The 17550-nt window shown below is 67.9% G+C and carries 16 protein-coding genes; 12 read left to right on the top strand and 4 right to left on the bottom strand.

The annotated features are described in order from the left end of the window. Positions 1-5: 5 nt before the first annotated feature. Positions 6-2807: an aconitate hydratase gene (locus PWF70_RS12825; protein ID WP_035751536.1), complete on the bottom strand. Its 2802-nt coding sequence runs from the start codon at positions 2805-2807 to the stop codon at positions 6-8. A 298-nt stretch (positions 2808-3105) separates the two neighbouring features. Here PWF70_RS12825 and PWF70_RS12820 point away from each other — a divergent pair, with 298 nt between their 5' ends. The 9 genes from PWF70_RS12820 (at position 3106) to PWF70_RS12780 (ending at position 12745) form a co-directional block, all read left to right on the top strand. Further along, on the top strand, positions 3106-3735 hold the full coding sequence (locus PWF70_RS12820) for an Rv1476 family membrane protein (RefSeq protein WP_006360450.1): 630 nt from the start codon (positions 3106-3108) through the stop codon (positions 3733-3735). Between the two features lie 369 nt (positions 3736-4104). Further along, positions 4105-5637, top strand: a complete 1533-nt coding sequence (locus PWF70_RS12815) for an NlpC/P60 family protein (RefSeq protein WP_127963010.1) — start codon at positions 4105-4107, stop codon at positions 5635-5637. Positions 5638-5779: 142 nt separating this feature from the next. Further along, the gene (locus tag PWF70_RS12810; RefSeq protein WP_006360448.1) at positions 5780-6985 is read left to right on the top strand and encodes an AAA family ATPase; all 1206 of its coding nucleotides are present in this window, start codon (positions 5780-5782) and stop codon (positions 6983-6985) included. Further along, positions 6975-7913 carry a DUF58 domain-containing protein gene (locus PWF70_RS12805; RefSeq protein WP_035751538.1) on the top strand — a complete coding sequence of 313 codons (939 nt, stop codon included), beginning with the start codon at positions 6975-6977 and terminating at the stop codon, positions 7911-7913. The genes PWF70_RS12810 and PWF70_RS12805 overlap by 11 nt, the downstream gene beginning before the upstream one ends. Before the next feature lie 3 nt (positions 7914-7916). Further along, positions 7917-8885, top strand: coding sequence for a VWA domain-containing protein (locus PWF70_RS12800; protein WP_006360446.1), 969 nt, complete (start codon positions 7917-7919; stop codon positions 8883-8885). 85 nt (positions 8886-8970) lie between these two features. Further along, positions 8971-9705, top strand: a complete 735-nt coding sequence (gene fabG1, locus PWF70_RS12795; RefSeq protein ID WP_005194943.1) for a 3-oxoacyl-ACP reductase FabG1 — start codon at positions 8971-8973, stop codon at positions 9703-9705. 70 nt (positions 9706-9775) lie between these two features. Then, positions 9776-10615 carry an NADH-dependent enoyl-ACP reductase InhA gene (gene inhA / locus PWF70_RS12790; RefSeq protein ID WP_006360445.1) on the top strand — a complete coding sequence of 280 codons (840 nt, stop codon included), beginning with the start codon at positions 9776-9778 and terminating at the stop codon, positions 10613-10615. 17 nt (positions 10616-10632) lie between these two features. Next, a complete protein-coding gene (locus PWF70_RS12785; RefSeq protein ID WP_035751541.1) occupies positions 10633-11724 on the top strand; it encodes a ferrochelatase in 1092 nt (363 codons plus the stop codon). Positions 11725-12091: 367 nt separating this feature from the next. Continuing rightward, a complete protein-coding gene (locus PWF70_RS12780) occupies positions 12092-12745 on the top strand; it encodes a hypothetical protein (RefSeq protein WP_035751543.1) in 654 nt (217 codons plus the stop codon). Positions 12746-12762: 17 nt separating this feature from the next. On the opposite strand, the gene PWF70_RS12775 is transcribed toward PWF70_RS12780, so the two are convergent. Further along, entirely contained in the window at positions 12763-13593 is an 831-nt protein-coding gene (locus PWF70_RS12775) for an Rv1486c family protein (protein WP_035751545.1), read from the bottom strand. Between the two features lie 119 nt (positions 13594-13712). Here PWF70_RS12775 and PWF70_RS12770 point away from each other — a divergent pair, with 119 nt between their 5' ends. The 3 genes from PWF70_RS12770 to PWF70_RS12760 all read left to right on the top strand — a co-directional run bounded on the left by PWF70_RS12770 (position 13713) and on the right by PWF70_RS12760 (position 16266). Continuing rightward, positions 13713-14540, top strand: a complete 828-nt coding sequence (locus tag PWF70_RS12770; RefSeq protein ID WP_006360441.1) for a DUF3097 domain-containing protein — start codon at positions 13713-13715, stop codon at positions 14538-14540. Between the two features lie 68 nt (positions 14541-14608). Then, positions 14609-15037: an NfeD family protein gene (locus PWF70_RS12765; protein WP_035751548.1), complete on the top strand. Its 429-nt coding sequence runs from the start codon at positions 14609-14611 to the stop codon at positions 15035-15037. A gap of 44 nt (positions 15038-15081) precedes the next feature. Next, entirely contained in the window at positions 15082-16266 is a 1185-nt protein-coding gene (locus PWF70_RS12760) for an SPFH domain-containing protein (RefSeq protein WP_006360439.1), read from the top strand. A gap of 8 nt (positions 16267-16274) precedes the next feature. Here PWF70_RS12760 and PWF70_RS12755 read toward each other — a convergent pair whose 3' ends face one another. Next, on the bottom strand, positions 16275-16904 hold the full coding sequence (locus tag PWF70_RS12755) for a hypothetical protein (RefSeq protein WP_006360438.1): 630 nt from the start codon (positions 16902-16904) through the stop codon (positions 16275-16277). Further along, a complete protein-coding gene (locus PWF70_RS12750) occupies positions 16901-17524 on the bottom strand; it encodes a hypothetical protein (protein ID WP_006360437.1) in 624 nt (207 codons plus the stop codon). Before PWF70_RS12750 ends, PWF70_RS12755 begins: the two co-directional genes overlap by 4 nt. Positions 17525-17550: the final 26 nt, after the last annotated feature.

The raw sequence follows: 17550 nt of genomic DNA, 5'->3' as shown, positions 1-17550 counted from the left end.
CCTTGTCAGCCGTTGATCATGTTCCGCAGCACGTACTGCAGGATGCCTCCGTTGCGGTAGTAATCGGCTTCGCCGGGGGTGTCGATGCGGACCTTCGCATCGAACTCCACCTTCGAGCCGTCCTCCTTGGTGGCGGTGACGTGCACGGTCTTCGGGGTCTTGCCCTCGTTGAGTTCCTCGATACCGGCGATGTCGAAGGTCTCCGTGCCGTCGAGGCCCAGCGACTTGTGCGACTCACCCTCGGGGAACTGCAGCGGGATGACGCCCATACCGATCAGGTTCGAGCGGTGGATGCGCTCGAAGCTCTCGGTGATGACCGCCTTGACGCCCAGCAGGCTGGTGCCCTTGGCCGCCCAGTCGCGCGACGAACCGGTGCCGTACTCCTTGCCGCCGAGGACGACGAGCGGGATGTTCTGCTCGGCGTAGTTCTGCGCGGCGTCGTAGATGAACGACTGCGGTGCACCCTCCTGGGTGAAGTCGCGGGTGTAACCACCGGACACACCGTCGAGCAGCTGGTTCTGCAGGCGGATGTTGCCGAAGGTCGAGCGGATCATCACCTCGTGGTTGCCACGACGGGCGCCCAGCGAGTTGTAGTCCTTGCGAGCCACACCGTTGGCGTCGAGGTACTGCGCGGCGGGGGTGCCGGGCTTGATCGTCGACGCGGGGGAGATGTGGTCGGTGGTCACCGAGTCGCCGAGCTTTGCGAGGACGCGAGCGCCCTTGATGTCGGAGACGGGCGACGGCTCGAGCTGCATGCCCTCGAAGTACGGAGGCTTCCGCACGTAGGTGGACTTCTCGTCCCACTCGAAGGTCTTGCCCGACGGGGTGGGCAGGTTCTGCCAGCGCTCGTCGCCCTTGAAGACGTCGGCGTAGTCGGCGGCGTACTGCTCCGGCGAGATCGACGAGGCGATGGTCGCCTCGATCTCCTCGTTGGTCGGCCAGATGTCCTTGAGGAAGACGTCGTTGCCGTCGGTGTCCTTGCCCAGCGGGTCGTTCTCGAAGTCGAAGTCCATCGTGCCGGCGAGGGCGTAGGCGATGACCAGCGGCGGCGACGCCAGGTAGTTCATCTTCACGTCGGGGTTGATGCGACCCTCGAAGTTACGGTTGCCCGAGAGCACCGCGGTGGCGGTCAGGTCGTTGTCGTTGATCGCCTTCGAGATCTCCTCGGGCAGCGGACCCGAGTTGCCGATGCAGGTGGTGCAGCCGTAGCCGACCAGGTAGAAGCCGAGCTTCTCCAGGTAGGGCCACAGACCGGCCTTCTCGTAGTAGCCGGTGACGACCTGCGAACCGGGAGCCATCGAGGTCTTGACCCACGGCTTGGAGGTCAGGCCCTTCTCGACCGCCTTCTTGGCGAGCAGCGCGGCGCCGAGCATGACCGACGGGTTGGAGGTGTTGGTGCAGCTGGTGATCGACGCGATGGTCACGATGCCGTGGTCGAGGATCATCGAGCCGCGCTCTTCGGAGTCCACGCGCACCGGGTTGGTCGGGCGGCCCTCGGCGCCGTTGGCGGCCGAGTGCAGGGGCTCCGCGTCATCGTCGGCGAAGGTCAGCGTGGCCGGGTCGGAGGCCGGGAAGGTCTCCTCGACGGCCTCGTCGAGCTGGGTGTGAGCCGGGCTGTTGCCGTTCTCGACGTAGTTGTGGATGTCCTTGCGGAAGGCGTTCTTGGCGTCCCACAGTTCGATGCGGTCCTGCGGGCGCTTGGGACCGGCGATCGACGGGACGACTTCGGCGAGATCGAGCTCGAGGTACTCCGAGTACACGGCCTCCTCGGCGTCCTTCTCCAGCCACATGCCCTGTTCTTTGGCGTAGGCCTCCACGAGGGCGAGCGTCTCCTCGCTGCGGCCGGTGAGCCGCAGGTACTTCACGGTCTCTTCGTCGATGGGGAACATCGCACAGGTCGAACCGAACTCGGGGCTCATGTTGCCGATGGTGGCGCGGTTGGCCAGCGGCACCTCGGCGACGCCGTTGCCGTAGAACTCGACGAACTTGCCGACCACACCGTGCTTGCGGAGCATCTCGGTGATGGTGAGGACCACGTCGGTCGCGGTCACGCCGGGCTTGGTGGAACCGGTCAGCTTGAAGCCGACCACGCGGGGGATGAGCATCGAGACCGGCTGGCCGAGCATCGCGGCCTCGGCCTCGATACCGCCGACGCCCCAGCCCAGGACGCCGAGACCGTTCTCCATCGTGGTGTGCGAGTCGGTGCCGATGCAGGTGTCGGGGTAGGCGACGCCGTCACGGACCATGATCGAACGCGCGAGGTGCTCGATGTTGACCTGGTGGACGATGCCGGTGCCCGGCGGAACGACGCGGAAGTCGTCGAAGGCGCCCTGGCCCCAGCGGAGGAACTTGTAGCGCTCCTCGTTGCGCTGGTACTCGATTTCGACGTTGCGCTCGAAGGCCTGGGCGTTGCCGAAGGCCTCGATGATCACGGAGTGGTCGATGACCATCTCGGCGGGCGCGAGCGGGTTGACCTTGTCCGGGTCACCGCCGAGCTCCTTGACGGCGTCGCGCATCGTGGTGAGGTCCACGATGCAGGGCACGCCGGTGAAGTCCTGCATGATCACGCGGGCCGGCGTGAACTGGATCTCGATGCTCGGTTCGGCACTCGGATCCCAGTTCGCCAGGGCCTCGATGTGTTCCTTGGTGATGTTGGCGCCGTCCTCGGTACGGAGGAGGTTCTCGGTCAGCACCTTGAGGGCGTAGGGGAGTTTCTCGGCGCCCTTGACGGCGTTCAGGCGGTAGATCTCGTAGCTGTTGTCGCCGACGTCCAGCGTGCCGCGGGCGCCGAAGGAATTGATACTCACGTCTAAATCCACTCTCCTCGTGTACCGACGGGCTGCGTCGGCAATGCTCGATGAATTTCTGAACCCGGCGGGCTGCACCGGTGCCATCGGATGTCCGCGAGGCGACCCGCGACAACATCGTCCAGTCTAACAGTACGAGCGTACTGTCCAAGCGGGGTGTCGACGACACGCCGTCGACGACTCACGCTGTGGGCGAATACCCGGACGAGACCATTGTGTCGTACCGTGCAGGTCGAAGTCCGGCGAGCGTCCGCTTTGCTCGCCGCGGGGTGTTACCGACAGACAGGGGTGAGGACAGATGGGTCCCGAGCCGACGATGATGGTGCTGGCCGCACCCGCGGAGAACACCGAACTCACCGGGCTCGTCGGCGTCGACATGGCGCAACTGTCGCGCGACATCGCCGACGACGGGGTCGCCGGCGCCACCCCTGAGCAGGTCCCGGCGATGCTCGAGGTCATCGAGTACGCCAAGAGCAAGGGCCAGGACTTCAGCTTCGTGGTCGTCGACCAGGTCCAGCCTCGGTTCAGCCTCTACCGCGACATCGCCAATCAACTCCAGGAGCAGGTCGGCGGCACCGTCATCGTCCTCGGACCGAACTCGGTGGGCAGCTCCTCGCCGGAGTTCAGCCGCGTCATCCAGGAGCAGGCGACGCAGAACCTGACCCTGACCGACCCGCCCGGGGCGGCCCGGCAGATGGTCGACTCGATGACCGATTCGCACATCGATTGGACCGTCGTCGGTCTGCTCCTCATCCTCGTCGTCGTCCTCGGTGCGGTCGGTGCGCGATTCCGCACGCGGCGCGCCCGCGCGGCGGCCGTGACCGGTGCGCTCGGTCCCGTGACCCCCACCGGGGCGGGTACCGCGTCGTCCGACGACGCGGACGCCCCTCGCGACGCGACCCCGGCCGACTCGTCGGCCTCCACCTGACCTCTCATCTGGTCGTTCCCCGGCGTCGCTGACGACCGCTTCCCGCGGTCCGGCGGCGCCGTCGTCGTCGTGTGGCGCCCGAACCGGTTCGTCTACCGGTTTGTTGCGAATTCGAGACCTGGGCCATGGTGGTGAACTATCTGCAGTTCACAGCATTTTCCCAGGTAATCACCTCTTTGTAATTCATAACTTCCGGTTTTCTCGTGTGGTTGATGTGACGTACGGTTCTGATGTCGCATGTGTGACCTGTGTTTCCTGCAGGGGCGGATGCGACGAATGTGCAGGGTGAGGTCGGGGCGGCCCACAGCGGCCGTTCGATCGACATCCGGGGATCGGACAGGTCTTCGGAAGGAACCGCGAGGAGTTCAGGTGAGGCGACTTAGAACAGGTGCGTCCTGGCCGGCGCGCGTCACGGCGGCCATGGCTGCCGTTCTCATCTGTGCGGTCGGCGCCGGTCATGCCGTCGCGACCCCGAAGAAGGCGCCCGAGTCGCCGGTGAGCGGACTGATCAACGAGATCGCCTCGGTGAACCAGGACATCGCCGACCTCGACGAGGCACTCGCGGTCCGGCAGGAGAACGTCAACCGCGCGATCGTCGACTTCCAGAACTCGCTCGCCCAGCGGCGGCTGGCGACCGTCGCCGCCCGCGGCGCGCGCACCGAGCTCGACCGCGCCGGCCAGGCCGTCACCGAGGCGCAGAAGGCCTTCGACAACTTCGTCCGACTCGCGTATCAGCAGGGCCCGGAGCAGGGTTCGATGTCGAACTACGTCGCGTCCCCGGACCCCCAGGCGGTCCTCGACCGGATGAAGCTTCTCGACCAGGTCGGCAAGAAGCAGCAGGAGACCATCCGTCGTCTCCAGGTCGCCCGCAACCAGAAGGCCAACCGCCTCGCCGCGGTCGAGGCGACCCGGCGGCAGGCGGCGTTCGCCGCCAAGAGCGCCGATCAGCGCAAGCGTGACGCACTGAGCGCGGTCACCGAGGCCAAGACCGCCATCGCCGACCAGCAGGAGCGCAAGTCCTCGCTGGTCGCCAAGCGTGATCGCGTGCAGAAGAAGATCGACTCGATCCGCGGATACGTGCCCAAGAAGCAGGCCGCCGGACCGTCGACCCGTGACCTGCTGAAGAACATCTTCCCGGCGGCCCCGACCCTCCCGGACCTGCCGACGACCAACGTCTCCGACAACGAACTGCTCGCGATCGCGGCGCGTGCCGCCGCCCGGATCGCCGTCGACGTGGGTTCCGCGGCTCTCGGCATGGGCCTCGACATGGGTTCGCAGATGCTCTCGACGATCATCGGCGAGCAGCGGCTCCCGCAGTCCGAACTCCTCAACGAGCTCGGCCTCGGAGGCATGGACCTCACCGGCAGCAGCGGCAACGACAGCCTGAGTTCCCGCCTGGGTTCGGGAAGCCTCGGCTCCCTGTTCGGCGGCTCCGGCGGCGGTGGCGGCTCCGGCGGCATGGTGCGGCCGGGTCTGCGCGGCCCGCAGGCGGTCGAGATCGTCGTCAACCGTGCACTGTCGCAGCTGGGCGTCACCTATGCCTGGGGTGGAGGCGACGTCAACGGTCCGACGCAGGGCATCCGCGACGGCGGCGTCGCCGACAGCTATGGCGACTACCGCAAGGTCGGCTTCGACTGCTCGGGTCTGATGATCTACGCCTTCGCCGGTGTCGGCATCGAACTGCCGCACTACACGGGCTACCAGTACACCTCGGGACCGCACTTCCCGCTCTCGCAGATGCGTCGCGGCGACATGATCTTCTACGGCCCGAACGCGAGCCAGCACGTCGCGCTCTACCTCGGTGACAACAAGATGGTCGAGGCCCCGCAGTCCGGCTCCGTCGTCAAGGTGTCGCCCCTGCGCACCAACGGTGCGATGCCCAACGTGGTCCGGCTGCTCTGAGAACGTCCGAACGACGGGCCGCGCATCTTCTTGGCGCCTTTTCAGTTCGCACGGCTAGGCTGGCACAAGCACACGGGGGTGTCTTCGGCCCCGACGTGGCCACACCAGTGAGCAGCAGAGTTCAGACGAACAGGAGCACGGGTTGACCGAATCGCACTCCCTCGACAAGGCGGCCACGGGGGACCCGGCCGCGGCAGGCGCCGACTCGTCGGTGCTGAGCGACGCCGACGTCGCACTGCTCGAGCGGGCCATCTACGAGGTCAAGCGCGTCATCGTCGGTCAGGACCAGCTCGTCGAGCGGATTCTCGTGGGCCTGCTCGCCCGTGGCCACATCCTCCTCGAAGGTGTCCCGGGTGTCGCGAAGACGCTCGCGGTGGAGACCTTCGCCAAGGTCGTCGGCGGTTCTTTCTCCCGTGTGCAGTTCACCCCCGACCTGGTGCCCACCGACCTCATCGGTACGCGTATCTACCGCCAGGGCCGTGAGGAGTTCGACACCGAACTCGGTCCGGTCGTCGCGAACTTCCTCCTCGCCGACGAGATCAACCGCGCGCCCGCCAAGGTGCAGTCCGCGCTCCTGGAGGTCATGGCCGAGCGGCACGTGTCGATCGGCGGCAAGACCTACGCGATGCCCGACCCGTTCCTCGTGATGGCGACGCAGAACCCCATCGAGAACGAAGGTGTCTACCCGCTGCCCGAAGCGCAGCGCGACCGCTTCCTGTTCAAGGTGCTCGTCGACTACCCGTCGGTCGAGGAAGAGCGGGAGATCGTCTACCGGATGGGCAACGTTCCGCCGACGGCCTCGCAGGTCCTCGACCCCGCGGCGATGCTGCGTCTGCAGAAGACCGCCGCGAACGTCTTCGTCCACCACGCGCTCGTCGACTACGTCGTCCGCGTCATCAACGCGACGCGCCGTCCGGCCGAGCTCGGTCTCTCCGACGTCGCGTCGTGGCTGTCCTACGGTGCCTCGCCGCGTGCGACGCTCGGCATCGTGGCCGCGGCTCGTGCGCTCGCGCTGGTCCGTGGACGCGACTACGTCATCCCGCAGGACATCGTCGAGATCATGCCTGATGTCCTCCGCCACCGCCTGGTGTTGTCCTACGACGCCCTGGCCGACGAGATCGACGCCGATCAGGTGATCACCCGGGTGCTGCAGACCGTGGGACTACCGCAGGTCGGTGCGCAGCCGGTGCAGTCGTCGTACCCGGCGGCACCTCAGGGCCAGGGGCAGGCCGGCGCGCCCCGGGCCGGTGCGTCCCAACCGGCCCCACAGGGCGCCAACGGCTATGCCGGACAGCAGGTTCCGCAGGGTTCCGGTCCCGTGAACCCGAATGCGCGGTATGGCGGCTAATCGCGACCTGCCGAGCCTCGGTGCCGGGCTGCTCGAGGAGCCCCAGCTCACCGCGGCTCTGAAGATGTTGGAGCTCACCGTTCGTCGCAAGCTCGACGGCGTGCTGCAGGGCGAGCACCTCGGACTCATCCCCGGCCCGGGTTCGGAACCGGGGGAGGCGCGTACCTACCAGCCGGGCGACGACGTCCGTCGGATGGAGTGGTCGGTCACCGCCCGCACCACCCAGCCGCATGTGCGCCAGATGATCGCCGACCGCGAGCTCGAGACGTGGCTCGTCGTCGACGCGTCGGCGAGCCTCGACTTCGGCACCGTCGGGTGTACCAAGCGCGACCTCGCAGTGGCCGCGGCCGCGGCGATCGTGCACCTCACCACCGGCGGCGGCAACCGGCACGGGGCGCTCGTGGTGACCGGTGACGACGTCGTCCGGGTGCCCGCGCGAGCCGGACGCGCCCACGCCCAGAACCTCCTCAAGGCGATCGCGACGACGCACCGCAGTGCGCCCGGCGTCCGCGGCGATCTCAAGGCCGGTATCGAGGCGCTGCGCCGTCCGCAGCGGCGCCGTGGTCTCGCGGTCGTGATTAGCGACTTCCTCGGGCCGATCGACTGGGAACGCTCGCTGCGTGCCATCGGCGCCCACCACGAGCTGCTGGCGGTCGAGGTGCTGGACCCGCGCGACCTCGAGCTGCCGGCGATCGGCGAGGTCACCCTGGCCGACGCCGAGTCGGGGGAGATCCACGACGTGACCGTCACCGAGGACCTGCAACGCGACTTCGCCGCCGCCGCCCGCGCCCATCAGCAGCGCGTGCACCGGACGCTGCGCAGTTGCGGAGGAGCGACGCTGTCACTCCGCACCGACCGCGAGTGGATCACCGACACCGTCAAGTTCATCGCCCAGCGACGACGCGGCCTCGCCGCCGGGGTGGGGTAGCCCATGCTGTCCAGCCCCTTCTGGTTGTTGCTGCTGCTCGTCGTGGCCCTACTCGGTGCTGCGTACGTGTACATGTTGCGTCGCCGCAGGCAGCGGGCGCTGACCTTCGCGAACCTCGATCTCCTGAAGTCCGTCGCTCCCGCCGACCGCAACCGGCTGCGCCACGTGCCGATCGCGCTGCTGATCATCTCGCTGATCCTGTTGACGGTGGCTCTGTCCGGACCGCAGGCCGACCGCAAGGTCCCGCGCAACAAGGCGACGGTGATCCTCGTGATGGACGTGTCCCGGTCGATGAACGCGACCGACGTCTCGCCGTCACGCATCAAAGCCGCGCAAGAGGCGGCGAAGAAGTTCGCCGACGAGCTGACCGAGGGCATCAACCTCGGCCTGATCTCCTTCGCGGGCACCGCGGCGAGTCTGGTCTCGCCGACCCCGGACCACAACGCGACCAAGGTCGCCGTCGACAAGCTGAGACTCGACGACAAGACGGCGACCGGCGAGGGCATCTTCGCAGCGTTGCAGCAGATCAGCACACTCAACGCCGTTCTCGGCGGCGGAGAGGCGGCCCCGCCGGCGCGGGTCGTGCTCCTGTCGGACGGCAAGGAGACCGTGCCCGACGATCCCGACGACCCGCGCGGCGCCTTCACCGCGGCACGGAAGGCCAAGGAAGAGAAGATCCCGGTCTCCACGATCTCCTTCGGCACCCGGACGGGCACCGTCGAACTCGAGGGTGATCGCGTGCCGGTCCCCGTCGACGACGATTCGCTGCGCAAGATCGCGAACCTCTCCGGCGGAGACTTCTTCACCGCGGCGAGCCTCGACGAGCTCAACAAGGTCTACGAGAAACTGCAGAACGAGATCGGCTACGAGACACGACGCGGGGACAACTCGAAGCCGTGGCTGATCGCGGGTACGTTGTTCGCGCTGGTCTCGGCGTTTGCAGCCCTCGCGATCAACCGCAGGCTGCCCTGACCCGACCCCGGGCCCGGGCCACCGGCAGCCACGTCCGACGACCACCGCGACGCCGACCCAAACAGAACGGATAGGTTAGACACCCATGACGGCATCCAGCAACGAAGCGCAGAACCCTTCCCGTTCGGTCCTGGTGACCGGCGGCAATCGCGGGATCGGCCTCGCCGTGGCCCAGCGCCTGGCCGCCGACGGCCACAAGGTCGCGGTCACCCATCGCGGCTCCGGTGCCCCCGAGGGACTGTTCGGCGTGAAGTGCGACGTCACCGACTCGGAGTCGGTCGACGCGGCCTTCGCCGAGGTCGAGGCCCATCAGGGCCCGGTGGAGATCCTGGTGGCCAACGCGGGCATCACCGACAACATGCTGCTCATGCGTCTGTCCGAGGAATCCTTCGAGAAGGTCCTCGACGCCAACCTCACCGGCGCCTTCCGCTGCGCGAAGCGCGCCACCAAGGGGATGCAGCGCGCCAAGTGGGGCCGCATGATCTTCCTCGGCTCGGTCGTCGCGATGTCGGGCATCCCCGGCCAGGTCAACTACGCGGCGTCCAAGGCCGGTCTCATCGGCATGGCGCGCTCTATCGCCCGTGAGATCGGATCGCGCAACATCACCTCCAACGTCGTCGCGCCGGGCTTCATCGAGACCGACATGACCGCCGCCATGGAGGATCGCTACATCGAGATGGCCAAGCAGGCCATTCCGCTGGGTCGTACCGGCAAGCCGGAGGACGTCGCCGCCGCGATCAGCTTCCTCGCCTCCGACGAGGGCGGCTACATCTCCGGCGCGGTCATCCCGGTCGACGGCGGCATGGGCATGGGCCACTGATCCTCCGGGTCACCACCGGCCGACGGCCACACCACATCTCAATCAACGTCGATCTCAGGAGCACATCTTCGTGAGCGGAATCCTGGACGGGAAGACCGTCCTCATCACGGGCATCATCACCGATGCGTCGATCGCCTTCCACGCGGCCGCCATGGCGCAGGAGCAGGGCGCGACGGTGATCATCACCGGCATCCCGGAGCGGCTGCGGCTGATCGACCGCATCGCCAAGCGCCTGCCGAAAGAGGTGCCGCCGGCCATCGGGCTCGACGTCACCAACGAGGAAGACCTCGAGTCGCTCGCCGACAAGATCCGCGAGATCGCCCCGCAGGGCATCGACGGTGTCATGCACTCGATCGCGTTCGCGCCGCGCACCCTGATGGGCCCGGAGGCCAAGCCGTTCCTCGAGGGTCCCGGCCCCGACGCCGCCAAGGCGTTCGAGATCTCGGCCTGGAGCTACGCGTCGCTGGCCCGCGCCGTGCTGCCGGTCATGAACGAGGGTGGCTCCATCGTGGGTATGGACTTCGACCCGCGCACCGCCATGCCGTACTACAACTGGATGGGCGTGGCCAAGGCCGCCCTCGAGTCGGTGAACCGGTACGTCGCGCGAGAAGTGGGCAACGCCAAGAACATCCGCTCCAACCTGGTCGCCGCCGGACCCATCAAGACCCTCGCGGCCAAGGCCATCGCCGGCACCGCGACCGACGACGCCAAGCAGCTCAACATGCTCAACGAGTACTGGGACGGCGCGTCGCCCATCGGCTGGGACGTCGACGACCCGACCGTGGTCGCCAAGTCGGTCTGTGCCCTGCTGAGCGACTGGCTGCCCGGCACCACCGGTTCCATCGTCTACGTCGACGGCGGCGCCAGCCACAACACCTGGTTCCCGGAGGGCATGACCTCCGGGTCGTGAGCCCGGGGAGAGACGTCGTGGAGACCGCCTTCGATTCCGTCCTGTTCCTGTCCTTCGGTGGTCCCGAGGGTCCCGACGAGGTCATGCCCTTCCTGGAGAACGTGACCCGGGGCCGGGGCATCCCGCGCGAACGCCTGGAATCGGTGGCGGAACACTATCTGCACTTCGGCGGGGTGTCGCCGATCAACAGGTTGAACCTGGACATGATCGACGGCCTCCGCGCCGATCTGGCACGCCGCGGTCTCGATCTGCCGGTGTACTTCGGCAATCGCAACTGGCACCCCCTGGCCGAGGACACCCTGGCCGAGATGTACCGGGCCGGGCATCGTCGCATCCTGGTCTTCCCGACATCCGCCTGGGGTGGCTACTCGGGGTGCCGTCAGTACCACGAGGACATCGACCGGTCCCTCAAGGCACTCGCCGATCGTGAGCCCGGGTCCACGACGCCCGAGGGTGCCGTGGTGCTCCGCAAACTGCCGCAGTACTGGTCGCATCCGGCATTCACCGCGGCCGGCGCCGACGCCGTCCGTCGCGCCATCGAGAAGCTCGGCGAGTCCGAGGACCCGGTGCGGCTGGTGTTCACCGCGCACTCCGTCCCGAGCTCGGCCGACGCCGCGTCCGGACCGGCTGCCGAGGGCGGTGGTCTCTACTCGCGCCAGGTGATGGCCGCCTCGCAGGCCGTTGCCGACGCACTCGGCGTCGACGACTTCGACCAGGTCTGGCAATCGCGGTCGGGCCCCCCGCAGATCCCGTGGCTCGAACCGGACATCTGCGATCATCTGGAAGAACTTGCGGCGCAGGGTGTTCGCCGGGTTGTGGTCTATCCCGTCGGATTCATCTCCGATCACCTCGAGGTGATCTGGGACCTCGACAACGAGGCAGCCGAGACGGCGCAGCGACTCGGGATGGACTACGTGCGGGCCGACACCGTCGGCACTGATCCGCGCTTCGTCGAGATGATCGGCGAAATCGTGGAGAACTACGTCGGCGGCGCCGGCGATCTCGCTGCGATGGGCTGCGGCGACAACGGTCGGGTGTGTCGAGACCGTTGCTGTGTGCCCGCCGCACGGCCGTCGCGGCCGTCGGCCCACGCATCTGACGGTACGTAGAGACAGCTGATCTCAAGCCCATTGTTAACGATCGTTTCGATGAGTTCGTTGCATCATTTGCGATGATAACAATCGGATAACAGGAGTCGTCATATATGGCTCCGTTGTTCGACAGATGACATTCTGTGGATACGCTGCCTCCCCCCGGGCAGCGATTACCAGAGAGAGGAATCTGCAATGGCAGATGGACCAATCGAATTGGACGGCGAGATTCTCGGACCGATCCTGGACACCCTGATCACCGGCTCGCTCGAGGAAGAAACGCCGACCGTGTGAGAAGTCTTCTCGGGTGGGCCGCGTCGATGACGCGGCCCACCCGTTTTTCTGCGTCGTTTCCGGCATGTCGCACCGGGGAATGCGAGCTGCGATGACTGATGAACAGTACGAATCGATCGAAACGGTCACACTCACCGGCGACGATCTCGACCCGGTCATCGAGTTGCTCGCAGACGGTCTCGACGAGATTCCGTTGTACTCGTGGCTGCTCGGGGAACACATGGCCGACCGCTCTCTGCGGAAATGGTTGGCGGAAATCCTCGTACGACCATTGCTGAACGCGAAATGCGTCGTCGGTGCCCGGCGCGGCGTACGTCTCGTCGGATTGCTGGTGTTTCAGCCGCACGACGCCGATCTGGCCGTCGACGGCAAGCCGCCGCTGACGCCGGCCGACTTCGCCGCGGTCGCGACCGTTCCCGGGGTGCGCGAACGTGTCGCGGAGCTGTTGACCAGTTCGAAGCTCGCGCCTCCGGCGGACGACGCGGTCAACCTCCGGATCGGGGTCGTGGCGCAATCCGAACGCGGCGGCCGGGCCACGATCGGCATGATGCGCGAGATGGAGCGGTTCTGCACGGCCGCATCTCGACCCTATTACGCGTGGACGGGTTCGGAGAGTCTGCGTCGCTACTACACCGAGGTCTGGGGTGCCACCGAGTTCGGGGTCGAGGACTGGAACGGCATCACGATGTACGGACTCGTCTCCGACCGGCCACCGCGGCGCCGGACCTGGTCCGAGCCGGTCTGACACGTACCGCTCGCAGGTCAGCGGCGGAGCAGCTCACCGATCGTGTGATTGACCGCGGCCGCCCGTGCGGTCCGGGTGAGCGTCTGCAACCCGCGCAGGGCGGAGTCGCCCGAATCCCATTGCCCCGCAGTGTCGCCGATCTCGACCCGGCGGGCGCCCGCCAGATCGACGATGGCCTCGACCTGGGCGGCGGTGTCGATCAGGCGCGTCGAGCGGGTGTCGAGCGCATGTGGGGGCAGGGCGACGCGATGCCGGGCGGTGAGGGCCGCGAGTTCCTTGCGGAGGTCGCCGGCGTCGACCGACCGGCGTCCGCCGAGCCCGCCGATGATCGACGCGGCATCGCGAACGGCTTGCCGGAGATCGTATTCCAGGTCACCGGCGGACGGCCCGGACGACACGAGGTGGGCGAGGTCCAGCCGATCCGCATACCGGAAGGTCGTCCACCGGCACGTCACGTACGGGGGATCGACGCCGAGAGTGGAGAACTCGGGGACGAGTGCGAGGGTTCCGGCCGTATCGGAGTCGTCGACGAGGAGTACCTCGCCGGCGACCAGCGCTTTCGCTGTCGCAGGATGCGGTGGCAGGCCCTGCGGATCGCCGGTGGAGGGCAGGCGCACCACCAGCTGCCGGGCCGGTTTCAGGGAACCCAGCAGGTTCACCATGCGGTTCCCGGATCCCGTTGCGGACCTGGACTGTTCGGTCGACACCTCATGCCGGTCGGCTGATTCGGCGAGCGCCTCGATCACGTCGTCGGGGGAGCAGCGGCCGGCGAGCCACGCGGCCGCCCACGCGCCCAGTGCGCAGGTCGGCCAGGCGACGGTGGAGGGGAGGATGTCGCTGCGATTCATCAAGGAGCCAGGATACCGCCGGGCCCCGACCGGTCGCCGGGCGTGGCAACCCGCCGCCGGGAGTCCGGGCGCTTACGGTGTTGGGCGCAGATGTCCAGGGACCGAAGAGGTGGAGCGCGATGGATGACCGGTACGGGCGCGATGTGCTGTCTCAGCCACGCCGGGCCAAGCCGCGTCCGGTGGAGGTCGCGGCCGAACGCGATCTCGTCGTGGAAGACGCCGCGACCGGTTTCTGTGGTGCCGTCGTCGGCCTGGAGAAGAGCTACGCCGGTGACCTCGTCCGCCTCGAGGACCGGCACGGCCGGACCCGCGTGTTCCTGATGAACCCCGGCGCCTTCCTGATCGACGGCCGGACAGTGACCCTCGTCCGGCCGCGCACACGTGGACCCCAGAAGCCCGCCATGACGGCGTCGGGTTCCCGCGCCGCGCCCCGCACCCGGGCTCGCACCGCGCGGGCCAGCCGGATCTTCGTGGAGGGTGTGCACGATGCGACCCTGCTCGAACGGGTGTGGGGCGACGACCTGCGGGCCGAGGGCGTGGTCGTGGTGAGCCTCGACGGTCTCGACAACCTCGACGAGGCGCTCGCCGAGTTCCAGCCCGCGCCGCATCGTCGCGCGGGCGTTCTCGTCGACCATCTCGTGGCCGGTTCGAAAGAGGCCCACCTCACCGCAGAGGTCGGCGAGCACGTGCTGGTGTGCGGGCATCCCTACATCGACGTCTGGGAGGCGGTGAAGCCCGCCTCGGTCAAGATCCGGGCCTGGCCGACGATCCCGCGCGGCACCGACTGGAAGACCGGGGTGTGTGCCGAGCTCGGCTGGGGCGACCCGCGGGACGGCTGGCGCCGGGTGCTGGGCGGGGTCAGCAGCTTCCGCGACCTCGAAGTGCCACTCCTGCGATCGGTGGAGGAACTGATCGACTTCGTCACCGCGGCCGAAGAGGCCGGTTAGCGTCGGATCCGCGCGCTCGCGCATCGAACGCGCCGAGGCTGCTCGGACATCTCTGGCAGACTGGACACATGAGCGCCCTGCTGTGGTTGGCGGCCGCGATCGTCCTGGTGGTCGCGGAGATGTTCGGTGGCGAACTGGTGCTGCTCATGTTGGCCGGTGGTGCCTTGGCCGCGGCCGGTGTGGATTTCGTGTGGGAGCCGCCCCTCTGGGTGGACGGCCTGGTGTTCGCGGCGGTGTCGATGCTGCTGCTCGTCGCGGTGCGCCCGGTTGCCAAGCGCCACATGCTCAATCGCCCCTCTGTGCTGATGAACACCGAGGCCCTGGAGGGGCAGCCGGCGGTCGTCACCGAGACGGTCGACGGCGACGACGGCCGCGTGAAGATCGGCGGTGACATCTGGTCGGCGCGGTCGGTCGATCCCGCACAGGTGCTCGAACCCGGAACCCATGTGACCGTCGTCGAGATCGACGGTGCGACCGCGGTGGTGTGGCACGTCTGATAGCTCGATCCGACCTGCTCGACGGTTCGCGAGAAAGGTGAATTGTGGACGATTTCCAGATCTTCGGCCTGGTGGTGGTGGTACTGCTGGTCCTGCTCGTGGCGGTGGTACTGGTCAAATCGGTGGCCCTGATCCCGCAGGCGGAGGCCGCGGTGATCGAACGTCTCGGCCGCTACACGCGCACCGTGTCAGGGCAGTTGACGCTGCTGCTGCCGTTCATCGACCGGATTCGCGCGCGGGTCGACATCCGTGAACGGGTCGTGTCCTTCCCGCCGCAACCGGTGATCACCGAGGACAACCTCACCCTGTCCATCGACACTGTCGTCTACTTCCAGGTGACCAATCCGCGGTCGGCCGTCTACGAGATCGACAACTACATCGCCGGCGTCGAGCAGCTCACCATCACCACCCTGCGCAACGTGGTCGGCGGTATGACCCTCGAAGAGACCCTGACCTCTCGCGACTCCATCAACGGGCAGCTGCGCGGAGTGCTCGACGAGGCGACCGGCCGTTGGGGCCTGCGTGTCGCCCGCGTCGAACTCAAGTCGATCATGCCGCCGCCGTCGATCCAGGAGTCGATGGAGAAGCAGATGAAGGCCGATCGCGAGAAGCGCGCGACGATCCTTGCCGCAGAAGGTCAGCGTGAGTCGGCGATCAAGACCGCCGAGGGCAACAAGCAGTCGCAGATCCTCGCCGCCGAGGGTGCCAAGCAGGCCGCGATCCTCGCCGCCGAGGCGGAGCGGCAGTCGCGCATCCTGCGTGCCCAGGGTGATCGTGCGGCGGCCTACCTGAACGCGCAGGGCGAGGCGAAGGCCATCGAGAAGACCTTCGCGGCGATCAAGGCGGCCAAGCCGACCCCGGAACTCCTTGCCTACCAATACCTCCAGCAGTTGCCGGAGATGGCGAAGGGGGAGGGCAGCAAGGTCTGGGTGGTGCCCTCCGATTTCGGTTCGGCGCTCCAGGGTTTCGCGAAGTCCTTCGGCATCCAGGGCGACGACGGGGTGTTCCGGTACGAGCCGACCGACTCGCCGCCCTCACAGGTCGACGAGTCGGAGACCGAGGACTGGTTCTCGCTGGCATCCGATCCCAAGGTCGCGCAGGCCGTTGCCGAGGCCGAGGCGGTGGCCCGCAAACCCGTCGCCCCCGAGATCGGCACCGGTGTGGGCCGGTCGTCACGTCATGCGTCGCTCGGCGCCGCGATCGAGGAGACCGGAACCACCCCGGGTTAGACCGGCCGTCAGGTGGTGACCAGGTGTGCGATCCCGGCGAGGCCGATCGCCCAGAGCACCGAGGCGAAGGTGCCCATGATGAACTGCTCCGACGCCTGCGGCGCACGTAGTTCGGGATAGCGCGCGAGGCTCTTCACCGCCAGGATGATCGCCAGACCCTCCGGCCATCCGGCCATCAGCGTCGTGACGACGGCCAGCCGCTCGAGATGACCGATGACGCGGCCGCCCCGGAGTGGTCCTACCTCGTTCGGGTCGGACTGTTCGGTATCTGCGTCGTCCGGGGTCTCGGTGTCATCGGGGCTCTCCGGGTCAGGCGTCGGCGTCGGGTTCGCCCGGACACCACCCAGTTTGAGGACCGCCCGCACCACCGGGCCACCACCCGTGACCGCAGCCACGGCCGCGATCACCGTCGCCGCCGCGGCGGGGAACCCGGCTGCGGGTCCGGCGGTGGCGGCGACGACCGCCGTCGCCCCGGCGAGTCCCAGCAGAATCGTGAGTCCGACGGCGTGGACGATCGTCGCCGACGGCGGCACGGTGAGACCGTCGAGTGCGCGGTCACGCATGAGCCGCTCCACCCCGAGCCACCCCACAGGTGCGATGGCGGTCAGCACGAGCAGGACGAGGGCGATCCCGGTCATCGCGCGACCTCCCCGTCCGGCGCCTGCTCGACGGCGTGGAGGCGGTCGGCCTCGGCGAGTGCATCGGCGAGGAGGTCCAGCGAATCGGGTTCCAGATCCCAGCCGGCGGCGCGGAGTCGTTGGCTCATGGCCTGGGGTGAGATGTCGAGGACGCCCGCCGCGTCGGCCTGGGTGAGTCCTCGCCGCATGAGTGCCACCGCCTCGATGCCGGCAGCGCTTCGGGTGGCGACGATGTCGCTGATCAGCCGGCCGGCGGTTTGTGCGTGGCGGCACCATCGGGCATCGGGGCCGCGTACACACAGCGGTATGCGTTGCCGCTTGGCCGCCTCGACCGCGTCCCGGGCGTAGAGGAAAGCGGCTCCGCGGCCTGCGCGGGTCGAGGCGGGGAGCGGCTGTTCGACGTCGCCGGTTCCGATGCCGACGCTCCAGTGACCGTCGGCGGTCAGTTCGACGGCGAGCTGTGCGAGGGTCACCGGGTCGTCGAGGACGCCTTGGATCTCGTCGCCCGCGGTGCGCTCGAAGGGGCGAACCGAGTCGATGGTGCGCAGCCGGTCGAGCACGGCTTCGACGCGATCGATGTCGGTGCGGCTGCCGCGCTGGTCGACGGTCATGACGAACATCACACAAGCCTACTGGCTTGATCAGG

Origin of the sequence: Gordonia sp. Swx-4 (genome assembly GCF_030316175.1) — a bacterium.
GTDB classification, from domain to species: domain Bacteria; phylum Actinomycetota; class Actinomycetes; order Mycobacteriales; family Mycobacteriaceae; genus Gordonia; species Gordonia alkanivorans.
Note: the sequence above shows the minus strand (reverse complement) of the source record. Positions and strands in the feature narration are given on the sequence as shown.